The sequence below is a fragment of the Streptomyces aureus genome, assembly GCF_000725495.1.
In the GTDB taxonomy this organism is placed as follows: Bacteria; Actinomycetota; Actinomycetes; order Streptomycetales; family Streptomycetaceae; genus Streptomyces; species Streptomyces aureus_B.
The window spans coordinates 151,450-164,139 of the sequence record NZ_JNZD01000006.1 but is presented as its reverse complement, the minus strand read 5'-3'; the positions used below and the strand labels follow the sequence as shown (position 1 = coordinate 164,139).

The following is a 12,690-nucleotide window of genomic DNA, read 5'->3' as shown; positions in this document are numbered from 1 at the left end:
CGGTCGTCAGAGAAGGTGTTCGTCGTTGTCGGTGGTCTTGCGGTTCCGGTTGGCCATCTCCTCCCAGAAGGCGTGCAGTTCCCTGACGGGGACGCTGACCCACGGCGCGGTGTGCCGGCTGACGGCGGGCAGGTGCCAGCGGAAGCGGCTGTGCAGGAGCGACTGCTGCTGCCGGCAGAACAGCTCCGCCATCTCCGCCTGCGCGTTGCCGGCCTTGGGGGGATAGGGGCACAGCCGGAACTCGCACGGTGACGTGCAGGTGGTGCGGGCCTCGCCCTTGTCGGCCCGGCCGATGCTGCGTTCGGCGTGGAGCAGGGTGCGGTCGTGGGTCAGGCAGTGCGGGAGGGTGGCCTTGTTCGAGAGCTGCAGACGTTCCTCGATCTCGTCCGGACTCCCGCCGCCCTGCGTGAGGTTGAGCAGCACCATGACGTCGGCGAGGAGGCGCTGGGCCCGTGGGTGCAGGCTGCTCCAGCCGACGGACGGGGAGATCCACAGGTTGTGCTTGCGGTAGCGGTTCGGATCGGCGGGGGCGGAACCGACGCTGTCGCTGACCTCGTTCTCGTCGATCCAGATGAACCGCTCGGGATGACCCGTCTCCAGGGCCAGGGTCACCAGATCTCCGGCTTCGGCGATGAACGGGTGCAGCACCCTTTCGCCGTCACGCCGGTACGCGGCGCCGATGTGGGCCGGGCTGCTCTCGTGGGCGCTGCCGGCCATCGCCAGCCAGCGGGAGACCGCCTTGATGGGCTCCTGGGGGCCGTTCGACGCCAGGTCGTCGTTCTGGGTGACGCCGGTGACCGCGGCTGCGGAACGGCTGTGCCGCTTCGCCGAGCCGGAACCGGGAGCGCGTCCGATGGTGTCGGGAAGCTCCCACAGGCACAGTGCCTGCAGCAGACTCAGCTGCGCGTACCAGTAGCGGCTGCGGGTGAGCATCTTCTCCGCCTGGGCCACCAGATAGGCCCGGGTCTCCTCGTAGGCCCCCGGATGCCGTCTCCTGCGGTTGGCCGCGTTCTTGAAGCCCTGGGCCAGCGCGTTCTCCAGGGAGAGCGGCATGAGCGGGCCCTGCTGTGCGGTCTGGGTGGTCAGATTGCGCAGCCAGAGGTTCAGCCGCTCCTTGGTCTCGTCGCGGTACTTCTCGGATACGGAGCCGACGGCCATCGGAACGAGCCAGGCGCGGAGGGTGAAGTGGCGCCACCAGGTGGTCCGGCACTGCTCGTACTCCCGCACGATCCAGTCGTGCTCCCGCTGTCTCTTCTCCACCGCCTCCGGGCCGGCGGCCGGGTCCGGATCTCCCTCGTTGAGCCAGGCGGTGTAGTCGCGGTCGAGCTTCTGCTTGGCCTCCCGGATCTTGCCCAGATACTGGGCTATGGGATCGGATCCCAGGGGGAACTCCGTGCGCAGTTCCTGGAAGGCCGCGTCCCCTCCGGCGGCGATCTGATGGGCGATCGCGATCCGCACGCTGTGCGAGGGCTCGTGCGTGCCGATCTGGAAGAGGTGCTTATAAGGGAGCGTCGGGCGGGCCGGATCCTGCCCCGTGCAATCCGAGGATTCCGGTGATTCCGCGGATTCCGCGGCGGGACGGATCGCCTTGCTGCGGCGGTCCCGTTCACGCAGCGCGGCTCCGAAATTGCGGACGAGCCTCAGTTTCGCGCTCTCGATGGTTCGCTGGTCGCCCCTGATGTCGAGGTCCGCCCATTGTTCATCGAGTTCATGGGCCAGTTTGTCCTGAATCGGGACCGGATCCACGCAGTCTATTTCCAGCGCCGCGGAATACAGGTCGAAGTACTTCGCGTCGTGCCGGGCCGCGGCGGCGTTGCTGAGCAGCTCGGCCAGCTTCGGTGCCGATCCGTGACGGTGCCGGTTGCGGCGCGTGGCGTGCTGCGCGGCGGCCTTCCGGGGATCGAGGGGGGCCGCCCGGTGCCGCGAGAGCAGGACCAGGGCGATCAGCAGTTCGCGCGAGGGGCCCGGGCTGTGGAGCGCCGGTTCGACCACCGCGGCGATCTTGTCGTCCGGCACCTCCCTCAGCAGGCGATAGCCCATGTACGCCTGGAGGATGCTGTGCGGGAAACGGACCTTGTTCTTGCGGCCGTACACCAGCCCCAGGAGCTGACCGTTGGCGGTGTGCCGCGCCAGTTCGGTCCGGCATTCGTTGGGGTAGTCCAGGGTGTTCAGCCAGGGTGCCGACCCGCCGATCTTCCGGCACATCACACCCCAGATCGCGTCCCGCTGCGCCGGGGAGATGACGAGGCGGGTTCCGTACGGCGCGCCGTTCTCCGGCGATTCCTGGACGTGGCCGTCGGACTGCGCGCGGCTGCGCAGGTCGTTCGCGTGCGCGCTGACGAAGTCGTCGAAGGTGACCTCGATGCTGTCCTGGAGGAGCCCCATGCAGGCCATGGCCGACACGACCCACATGGTCTCCCGGCGCTCCTCGCGACCCATCACCAGATCGTCGAAGATACGACCGTCCTCGATGGCCTGGCGGTAGGTGTTGAGGAACCCGAGTCTGAGAGTGGAGCAGTCGTTGCTCCTGGTGTCCAGGCGGTCCTTCTCGTCACGGAGGGTGAGGTGGTCGAGGAGTCCGCACTGCTGCAGCAGACGGGCGATCCGCAGATAGATCGGGGACTCCACGACCTTGGCCGTCTCCACGATCCAGTCGAGACGCCGCTCGTCCAGCTCACCCGGCTCCCGCACCAGATATTCGAGGGCCGCTTCCTCGCTCAGCGGCTCCATGTCGGCGATCGCCGCCCTCGTGCCCTCCAGCGGTGTGTGTGGGCGCGAGGCGATGACCAGGGGCAGCTGCTGGCGATCCGCCCGCTCTATCGCCCGCCGGATGATGTTGTCGCGGTCCTCCTGGTACTTCTCATCGAGAAGGGCCTCCTCAAGGCCGTCGGCGATGACGACGATCTTTCCGTCGAGGCGCAGCTGCCGCCAGGTCTTGTCGATGTTGTTGCCGGCGAGAACGCCCTGGTCGGCCTCTTCGGTGAAACGGCGCCTCGCCATCTCCTCGAAGTCGAGCTCGCCGTCGCCCTTCATGTCGCGCAGGCTGATGGGAACCGGAACAGCGGACTGCTCGGCCAGCATGCGGGTGAGTTCCACGAGAACGGCCGTTTTGCCGACGCCGACTCCGCCGACCAGCAGATAAGGCTTCCGGGTCTTCCGGTTGCGGAGTGTCTGCGCGATCACCTGGGACAGTTCGCGGCGCCCGACGATACGGTTGCCGAACGTTCCAGCCGTGGAAACCAGCTCGTTCGGACGCGTACGCGCCTTTTCGATGAGCGGCTTCTTGGTCTTGTGATACCAGTAGAGCAGGAAGAAGGTCAGGATCAGGGAGCCCGTGAGGACGGGGCCCAAGATGTGGTTCACGGCGTCGAACCATTCGGATTTCAGCACCGCATGGAACGGCGAACCGGGATTGATGAATTCGTAGATCGCCACTCCCACCCAGGCGAAAAGCAACAGGGTCCCGACCAGGGCATAGACACGCAGCAGGGGCCCGAGGGAAGACCACCCGGGATGCCAGCTGCGAGCCGCGGCGATACTCTTGTGCGCCTCCCTCTCCGTCCTGAACGTGCGCCATTCCTTGCGTGTCGCCCCGGAGAGCCGGGACCACCACCGTCTCGGGTACAACGTGTACCAGGGAGCGTTGTGCGGCCGTTCCTTGCCTTCCGGGCGGCGGATCACCTTGGTGGGCATGAGGACGTTCCCTCCGCGCTGCGACATCAGTGACGGGACGTCAGACGAGCGCCGGGTGTGGGCACATGCGGAAACCGGTGAACCGTATTCGTGGCACCACGCATCACATGCGCGTTCTCCGCCCCACACCGCCACAGCGCGATATGGCCGCCCCACGCCGAGGCCCACTGCCTCGCGCATATTCCGCTGGCACGCATGTCTTCATCTCCATCAAAGCACTGGAGGGGAAGATCGCAACACGACCGACGCCCGGCCGCGGAGGGGCCTGCCGGAGCGCGGAATCGGGCGGGCGGACTCTCCGGGCGCGAGGGTGGCCGGCCTTCTTCAACCTGCCGCGTCCGATGCTCTCCGTGGTGGCGGCCGAGACCGCCTCTTCCCAAGGCAGGGAACGTAGTTGACCGACGAGAACGGGCCTGGCCGCCGGTGTCCGGCCGCAGAATGACGGCCGGTGCGGACTCCACCAGGCAGTCGGATCAGGGAGGTTGAGCACTTCATGCGAGGCGGGCCGCATGACGATCCCGGCCGTTCTTCAGGAAACTGTGCACGCAAAAGGTTTCCTGAGGCTCCTTCAGTTCTCGCGCACCGGGGACCGGTGCATGCGTCGGACGTCCCCGCCACGGTCGGCGATCTTGCGGGTTCGCGCGTATCGTTGCTGACGCGACAGCGGCCTGTCCGCCGCGTCCACAGCGACACCGATGCGCAGCTCGACCCTCGAAGTTGCCATGAACAATCTGCGCTCTCTTGCGCCGTTCATCGGCCCGCTCGCGCAGAAACCCCACACCCAGCCGTGGCGGCGGTCCATGGACGCCCTCGGGCGCCCCAGCGGCCCCCGGTCGCCCGGCACGTCTCCCACGTGTCCGCCCCGCAGGTTCGGTCCCGAGCCGTGTGACCGCGGCCCCGACGGGGAATCCGGCCGCCGGCACGGAGCCCCGGCCGCCGTACCGGTCCCGGCCACGCCCGGCAGTGGAGGAGTGACTGTCCCATGTACGCGAAGTTCCCCAAGGGAGCGGCGAAGCGCACCGACCCCGAGGCGGCGGCCGAGGTCCTCTACGACGCCGTGGTCGTCGGCGGCGGGATCTCCGGAGCCCTGGTCGCCCTGCGGCTGAGCGATGCCGGCAAGCGGGTGCTGCTCCTCGAGGCGGGCCCTGCGGAAGACCTCACGCTGAGGGGCTACGAAGGGTACCTCGACCGGTTCTACTCGGCCATCGGGAAGGACAACCAGGCCCCCTATCCGGCCGTCGCCAACGCCCCGATGCCCCGTGGCACCGACGCCCGGCGCATCACCCCGGGCGCGCCCGACGCCTCGGCCTACATCGTCCAGAACGGGCCCCTCGCCACCGACACCACCTACACGCGCGTCCTCGGCGGCACCACCATGCACTGGGAGGGCAAGACGCTGCGGATGCTGCCCGAGGACTTCCGGATGCGGACGCTCTACGGGCAGGGCGCGGACTGGCCGCTCACGTACGAGGACCTCGCCCCCTTCTACACCGAGGCCGAACGCGAGATCGGTGTCTCCGCCGACGTGGAGGACCAGGCCTACCTCGGGATCACCTTCGACGAGGACTACGTCTTCCCCATGAAGGGACTGCCCCTGTCCTATCTGGACCGGACGGTCGCCAAGGACGTCGACGGGATGCCGGTCGAACTCGACGGCGAGCGGCGGGAGCTACGGGTCCGGCCGTTCCCGCAGGGCCGCAACGGGATCCCGAACCCGGCCTACGACGGCGGCCGGGGCTATGTGCCGCGGGGCGCCGTGAGCGCGTACCAGGTCGAGGTCGGCGAGCGGTGCCAGGGAAACAACAACTGCGTGCCCATCTGCCCGGTGCAGGCCAAGTACAACGCCGGCAAGACGCTCGCCCTGGCGCTCCAGAGCGGCCGGGTCGACCTGGTGGCCCAGGCGGTGGCCCACAAGGTGCACGTCGACGAGAGCACGCACCGCGTGACCGAGATCGAGTACCGCCGCTACGACCGGCCCGACAGCCCCGGCTTCACCACGATGCGGGCGCGGGGCCGGCTGTTCGTGCTCGCCGCCAACGCGGTCGAGAACCCCCGGCTGATGCTGGCCTCCGGGCTGCACGGGTCCAGCGGTCTGATGGGGCGCAACTTCATGGACCACGCCTACCTGCTGGCCTGGGCCCTGCTGCCGGAGGTGGCGGGCACCTTCCGCGGCACGATCTGCACCGGCGGCATCGCCGACCTGCGCGGTGGAAGCTTCCGCAGCCGCCAGGCGGCGTTCACCGTCGACATCCACAACGACGGCTGGGGCTGGGCCCGGGGCGCCCCGATGACCGACCTGATGAGCCTGGTGGACTCCGGCGGCCGCTACGGCGAATCGCTCCGCCAGGGTCTGGTGGACCGGGTGTCCCGTCAGCTGCAACTGGCGTTCATGGTCGAGGTCCCCGCCGACCCGAGCAACCGCATCACCGTCAGCCCGGACTTCACCGACCATCTGGGGAACATGCGGCCCGTCCTGACGTACAACGTCCCCGAGTACACGATGCGCGGGGTGGCGTACGCCCGTCAGCTGTCGCGACGGATCTTCGCGCGTCTGGGGGCCGAGGACCACACGGCCTACGACCCGGACTTCTGGGGCTACGCCGTCCACGAAGGCGTCGGGTACGAGATCCGCGGCGGCAACCACCTCGCCGGAACCCATGTGATGGGCAGCGACCCGTCGACATCGGTCGTCGACGCGGACCAGCGGTGCTGGGACCACGAGAACCTCTACATGGTCGGCGGCGGCAGCATGCCCACCGTGGGCACCTCGAACGTGACGCTCACCCTCGCCGCCCTGTGCCTGCGCAGCGCGCGGGCCATGCTGGCCCAGCTCGACTCCGAGACCGCACCGATCGACGTCACCCACGACGGGCGCCCCGTCCCGTCGGCGACAGAGGAGGCGGCCGTCCGATGATCGCGTCCACCATCGAGAACCGTGACGACCTGCTCAGCTATCTGAACGCGGCGATGTCGCTCGAGCACGCGACGATCCCGCCCTACCTGACCGCCTACTACTCCATCCATTCCAGCACCAACTCCGACGCCGCCCACATCATCCGGGTGACCGCCGTGGAGGAGATGCTGCACCTGACCCTCGTCGCCAACGTCCTGAACGCCATCGGCGGCAGGCCCGACCTGACCCGCCCGGGCTTCGTACCCTCGTACCCGGCCTACCTGCCGGACGGGGAGGACGACTTCACCGTCGACCTGCGCCCCTTCACGCCCGAAGCCGTGGAGACGTTCTGCAAGATCGAGCGGCCGGGCAAGGCCCCCACCGCCGACTCGCGGCTGGTGAAGACCCCGGACACCAGGACCCACTTCCTGGTCTCCAGTCCGACGGCGCAGGAGATGCGCTTCTACAGCATCGGCGAGTTCTACGAGGAGATCATCGAAGGGCTCGAGAAGGTGGCCGCCAACGACCCCGGGCTCTTCCACGGGGACCCGGCCCGTCAGGTGGGCCCCGAGTACTTCTACTCCGGCGGCGGAGAGGTGATCGTCGTCTCCGATCTGGAATCGGCCCAGCGCGCCCTGCGCTTCATCGCCGGCCAGGGCGAGGGCCTCGACTCCGGCCTCTACGACGCGGAGGGCGAGCTGGCCCACTACTACCGCTTCCGGCAGCTCCAGCTCGGGCGCTACTACCAGGTCGGCGACCACCCGGGCGCGCCGACGGGACCCCCGCTGAGCATCACCTGGGACGACGTGTACCAGGTCAAGGCGAGCATCCGGCTGGCCGACTACCCGGCGGGCTCCGAACTCGCCCGTGTCGCCGAGGACTTCAACGCCGACTACGGAGCCTTCCTCGCCCTGCTCACGAAGGCCTTCGACGGAGAGCCGAGCGTCCTCCAGGAAGGCGTCTGCGAGATGTTCCGGCTGCGCGACGGCTTCAATCGCCTGGTGTGCAACCCCCTGCCGGGCAGCGGCGGACTGCACGCCGGTCCCACCTTCGAGATCCCGGCCGGGACCGGACCCGAACCGCAGGCGGCCCCCGCGACCGTCGGGACGACCCGGACGGTGACGACATGACCGCCCCGTCGTTCGAGAGGTTTCTCCTCCTGTCGGTCGACCTCACCGCCTTCGAGGAGACCGATCTGCTCGGCACCGGCATGGCCCACAAGTATCTGGCGAAGGTGCGGGCGGCCTGCGGCGACGAGGCCGTCACCGCCCTCCTGGACGCCCATCGCGCGGCCCGGGCCGACGCCGCCGGCCCTGCCGGAAACCGCGCCCGGACCCCGCTCGACCGCGATGTGTTCGACCGGGCCCTGCGCCACCGGATCTTCTGCGACGACCGGCTCGGCCCGGTGGCCCGCAACGTGATCAAGCTCTGGTACGCCGGGATGTGGTACGCGCTGCCGCCCGAGTGGACCGACCGCTACGGGACCTGTACGGCGGCGGGAACCTCCACGGTCACGGCCGCCGCCTACCAGGAGGGCCTGCTGTGGCGGGCCATCGGGGCCAATCCTCCCGGTGCCAAGGCACCCGGGTACGGCTCCTGGTCCAAGCCGCCCCGCATCGCCGAGCGCTACCTGAAAGGGGCGTCAAGATGACGGACACACTCGAACGTCTCAGCCCGGAGAAGGTGAAGCTCGGCGTCTGCTGCACCCTGTGGTGGAACGACGACTTCCCCTCCATCGACGCCGGTATCTCCTTCGGCCAGGCCGTGAGCGACATGGCCCTCGCCGGCTTCGAGGGCTGCAGCCTCGGGCACAAGTACCCCTCGGACGCCGCCGAGCTCAAGGCCGCCCTCGATCTGCGCGGCCTGAGCGTGTCCGAGCCCTGGACGAGCACGTACTTCACGATCGGCAGGATGCGGCAGAAGACGATCGCCGCCTTCCGGGAGACGCTGGCCCACATCAGTGCCCTGGGCGGAAACGAACTGGTGGTGGCCGAGTTCGGCGCGTCCTCGCACCTGCTCCCCGTCGATGTGTTCGCCAACCGCCCGGTGTTCACCGACTCCCAGTGGGACGCCCTCACCTCGGGCCTCGACGAGCTCGGCGGGATCGCCCACGCGGCCGGCATGAAGCTCAGCTACCACCACCACATGGGCACCGGCGTCATGACCCGGGCCGACATCGACCGGCTGATGGCCTCGACCGACCCCGATCGGGTCCATCTGCTGCTCGACACCGGCCACATGGCCTTCGCCGGCGACGACCCGCTGGACCTGGCCCGCACCTACGCCGACCGCATCGGCCACGTCCACCTGAAGAGCGTCCGGCCCGAGGTCGTGCACCGGGTCCGTGACGAGGGCCTGTCGTTCCAGGAGGCCATCCAGCTCGGTGTGTTCACCGTGCCCGGAGACGGCGGGATCGACTTCCGGCCCATCCTCCAGGCGCTGGCCGCCGCGCACTACCAGGGGTGGCTGGTCGTGGAGGCGGAGCAGGACCCCAACAAGGCCGTGCCGCTCGAGTACGCCAAGAAGGCCCGTGCCTACCTCGCCGACGTCCTGGGCTGGTGACCATGAACACGCACAACGGACGAGACGTCTTCTTCAGCTTCTTCATGTTCACGGCCGACCTCCGGCCGCAGGACACGCGGTACAGCCGCGTGCTCATCGACCACCTGAAGACCCTGACCGACATGGGCTACGACGGCTTCGACGTGCACATCGCCGCCCAGCCCACCACCGTCGACCACAAGGTCGAGACCGACCAGTACGCCGGCCTCAAGAAGACCTTCGAGCGGGCGGGACTCGGAGAGGTGAAGTTCACGACCAACGTCGGGACGACCCGCACCTTCGACCCCACGTCGCCCTACGAGGACCAGCGCCGCCAGGCCCTGTCCTACCTGAAGTCACGCGTCGACATCACCCGGATCCTGGGCGGCGACTCGATCATGTCCGGGCCGTTCATCTACCCCTACGGAGTCTTCCCGCTCACCGACACCGACGAGCCGATCTGGAGCGACGCCCTGCAGGACTGGATGAAACCGCGCTACGACGCCGCGCGTGCCGTCTTCGAAGACCTCTTGGAGTACGCCGCCGCGCGCGAGGTGAAGCTCGCGGTGGAGCCCGTCAAGAGCTGGGAGACACCGCCGCCCAACATGGTCTCCGAGGTGCTGGACTTCCTCGAGGGCCTCGACCACCCGCGGGGCGGGGTGACGGTCGACACGGCGCAGGTCGTCATGGAGAGCCAGGGGCCGTCGGTCCTCCGGCGGAACCTCGCCCGGGCCGTGGCCCAGGACCGGCTCTACTACGTCCACATCTCCGCGCCCGACCGGGGAGCGGTCAAGGACAGCTGGATCCCGTGGGACGTGCTCACCCGCGACATCGAGCCCGTCTACCAAGGGCCTTACCTGATCGAGGTGTTCAACGCGATCCCGCCGTTCGACCGCTCCATGCGGATGGCGCGCCGGCGCTTCTGGCGCCCCGGCGAGGACGACCCGGTGCCCGGCCGGGACAGCGCCTACGACGTCGCGAGCGCCGCGCTGGAGGAGTTGCGCGAGCACACCACCTAACCTCGGAGAGGGGCCTCCCATGCCCGCCCAGCTGTCAGATCCCATCACCATGGTCGTGAAGCAGACGGACGACGTCCGGATTCACACCTTCGTCGCGTCCTTCGCGCAGAACAACATCGCGAACGCCACCCATGTCATCGAGACCGAGAACCAGTTGGTGCTCGTCGACGCACAGTTCCTCGCCCCCTACGCCCGGGCCTTCAGGGAGTACGCGGACGGTCTGGGCAAGCCCATCGAGCGGCTGTACGTGTCCCACCGGCACCCCGACCACTGGTTCGGCCTGGGGACCGCGTTCGCCGACGTCACCGTCTACGCGCTGCCCGAGACCATGACGTTCGTCGACGAGCACGGCGAGGATTCGAGGAGCGACCACTGGAAACTCGGCGACCTCGCCCCGGAGCGCGTGGTCGTGCCCCAGAAGACCGCCGATCCCGGTGAGGAGATGATCGACGGGGTCCGCTACGTCTTCGACCGGGTGACGGACACCGAGATCGACTACCACCTCACCATCCGGCTTCCCGACGTGGGTGTCTACGTCGCGCAGGATCTGGTCTACAGCGGCACCCATCCGTACCTGACGAAGCACCTCGACCACTGGAGCCGGGTCCTGCGGGACATGCTGCTGTCCGACTACGAGGTCTTCCTGCCCGGCCACGGCCTGCCGGCCGACAAGAACGAGGTCGCCCGCCTCGTCGAATACCTCGCGGCCGCCCGGCAGGCGGTCGGGGACGGGCTGACGGGCGAGGCCTTCAAGAGCTTCCTGCTCCAGCGGTATCCGGAACGCAGGTGCCCCGGGATCTTCGACATCTATCTGCCCCGGCTGTTCGGCGGCGCGAGCGACTACTGACCACGGAGGTGCTTCGATCATGAGCGAGAGCTGCACAGTAGGGCGGTATCTGGTGGACCGGCTCCGCCAACTGGGGCTGGAGCACTTGTTCGCCATCGCGGGCGACTACTCGATCGAGTGGCTGAACCGGTACGTCGCACCGAGCGGCACGAAGATCGTCCAGGAGGTCAACGAGGTCAACGCCGGTTACGCGGCCGACGGATACGCGCGGCTGCGGGGGATCGGCGCCCTCTGCGTCACCTACTCGGCGGGCGCCCTGTGCACGGTGAACGCGGTCGCCGGTGCCTATGTCGAGAAGGTGCCGCTCGTGCTCATCAACGGCACACCGAGCGTGAAGCGGACCATCACCTTCGAACAGACCGGCTTCAGCGCCCACCACTTCATCTCCGGACGCGAGACGGATCTGGAGTCCTTCGAGCATCTGACGGTGGCGGCCATCCGGATCGACAATCCGGACCTCGCGCCGACGCTGATCGACTACGCGCTGACCCGGTGCATCAGCGAACGGCGTCCGGTCTACATCGAACTGCTGCAGGACATGGTCGACTTGGAGTGCGAGCCGCCGAGGGGAGTGCTCAAGCCGGCCAGGGTCCTGTCCGACGAGACCAGCCTGGCGGAGTCGGTCGGCCGGATCGCCGAGCGGCTCGAGAGCGCCGAGAATCCCCTCATATGGCTCGGCGTGGAGATCGACCGCCTAGGCCTCCAGGACAAGGCCCTGAGCCTGATCCGGCAGCTGAACGTCCCCTTCGTCACCGAACTGCTCAGCAAGGCCGTCGTCTCCGAGGATGACGAACTGTTCGTCGGCGTCCTCGACGGCCAGGCCTCGTCGTCGACCGTGACCGACCTTGCCGCCGCGTCCGACTTCGTCCTGGCCCTCGGCGTGTGGCTGACGGACATCAACTCGCTGGGCTGGGACCCGGACTACGGCAAGACCGCGTTCGCGTCGTTCGACGCCGTCAAGTTCGGAACGTTCTTCGGCGGACAGGTCGCGCTGGCACACCTGATCGACGGCATCCTGGAGAAGAACGTCACGGCCAAGGAGCGCAAGCTCCCGGAGGCCCCGGCCCGCAGCGCCCCGGCCGTGAGCGCGGCCGACGTCATCACCTACCAGGGCTTCTACGACCACATCCAGCAGTACGTCGACCGGAACACCATCGTCGGCGCCGACGCGAGCATGAACTACTTCGGGAGCCTGCTGCTCGACGTCCCCAGCCCGGGAGGGTTCGTCGTCCAGTCCTCCTACTCGTCGATCGGCTACAGCGCGCCGGCCGCGACGGGCATCTGCCTGGCGAAGCGCACCGACCAACGGGTCATGGTCTTCTCGGGCGACGGCGGCTTCCAGATGACCGCCCAATGTCTGTCCACGCAGACCCGGTTGGGCCTCGATCCGATCATCTTCGTCATCGACAACGGCGTCTACGCGGTGGAACAGTGGCTCGCCGACGCGGGCGTCTTCCACTCCGACGAGCCGTTCTACACGCCCTGCGAGCTGCACCGCTGGAACTACAGCACCCTGGCGGACGTCTTCGGCTGCCGAGGCTGGGAGGTCGGCACGTACGGCGAACTGAGCGAGGCGGTGACGGGCGCACTGGAGTACACGGAGGGCCCGTCCATCATCCAGGTCCGGGTCCCCCAGAAGACGATCCCCGACAACGCCCGCTGGAAGGCCCACTAGCCACGAACGTGCGATGCCACCG

9 protein-coding genes are annotated in these 12,690 nt (G+C 68.5%); 7 read left to right on the top strand and 2 right to left on the bottom strand.

From position 1 onward, the window contains the following. Positions 1-6: 6 nt before the first annotated feature. Positions 7-3,693, bottom strand: coding sequence for an ATP-binding protein (locus IO36_RS13495; RefSeq protein WP_037619726.1), 3,687 nt, complete (start codon positions 3,691-3,693; stop codon positions 7-9). A gap of 568 nt (positions 3,694-4,261) precedes the next feature. After that, a complete protein-coding gene (locus IO36_RS46810; RefSeq protein ID WP_158997332.1) occupies positions 4,262-4,417 on the bottom strand; it encodes a hypothetical protein in 156 nt (51 codons plus the stop codon). A 258-nt stretch (positions 4,418-4,675) separates the two neighbouring features. Between IO36_RS46810 and IO36_RS48905 the strand changes: the two genes are divergently transcribed. Genes IO36_RS48905 through IO36_RS13460 form a run of 7 tightly spaced genes read left to right on the top strand, consistent with a single transcriptional unit; the run spans position 4,676 to position 12,668 of the window. After that, positions 4,676-6,607: a GMC family oxidoreductase gene (locus tag IO36_RS48905; RefSeq protein ID WP_051900386.1), complete on the top strand. Its 1,932-nt coding sequence runs from the start codon at positions 4,676-4,678 to the stop codon at positions 6,605-6,607. Then, positions 6,604-7,716, top strand: coding sequence for a ferritin-like domain-containing protein (locus IO36_RS13485; protein WP_051900384.1), 1,113 nt, complete (start codon positions 6,604-6,606; stop codon positions 7,714-7,716). The genes IO36_RS48905 and IO36_RS13485 overlap by 4 nt, the downstream gene beginning before the upstream one ends. Continuing rightward, positions 7,713-8,237, top strand: a complete 525-nt coding sequence (locus IO36_RS13480; RefSeq protein WP_037619724.1) for a hypothetical protein — start codon at positions 7,713-7,715, stop codon at positions 8,235-8,237. The genes IO36_RS13485 and IO36_RS13480 overlap by 4 nt, the downstream gene beginning before the upstream one ends. Further along, positions 8,234-9,148, top strand: a complete 915-nt coding sequence (iolE, locus tag IO36_RS13475) for a myo-inosose-2 dehydratase (protein ID WP_037619723.1) — start codon at positions 8,234-8,236, stop codon at positions 9,146-9,148. The genes IO36_RS13480 and iolE overlap by 4 nt, the downstream gene beginning before the upstream one ends. Before the next feature lie 2 nt (positions 9,149-9,150). Continuing rightward, positions 9,151-10,146 carry a sugar phosphate isomerase/epimerase family protein gene (locus IO36_RS13470; RefSeq protein WP_037619928.1) on the top strand — a complete coding sequence of 332 codons (996 nt, stop codon included), beginning with the start codon at positions 9,151-9,153 and terminating at the stop codon, positions 10,144-10,146. 19 nt (positions 10,147-10,165) lie between these two features. Next, positions 10,166-10,993: an MBL fold metallo-hydrolase gene (locus IO36_RS13465; RefSeq protein ID WP_037619722.1), complete on the top strand. Its 828-nt coding sequence runs from the start codon at positions 10,166-10,168 to the stop codon at positions 10,991-10,993. 19 nt (positions 10,994-11,012) lie between these two features. Beyond that, positions 11,013-12,668 carry an alpha-keto acid decarboxylase family protein gene (locus tag IO36_RS13460; protein ID WP_037619720.1) on the top strand — a complete coding sequence of 552 codons (1,656 nt, stop codon included), beginning with the start codon at positions 11,013-11,015 and terminating at the stop codon, positions 12,666-12,668. Positions 12,669-12,690 lie beyond the last annotated feature (22 nt).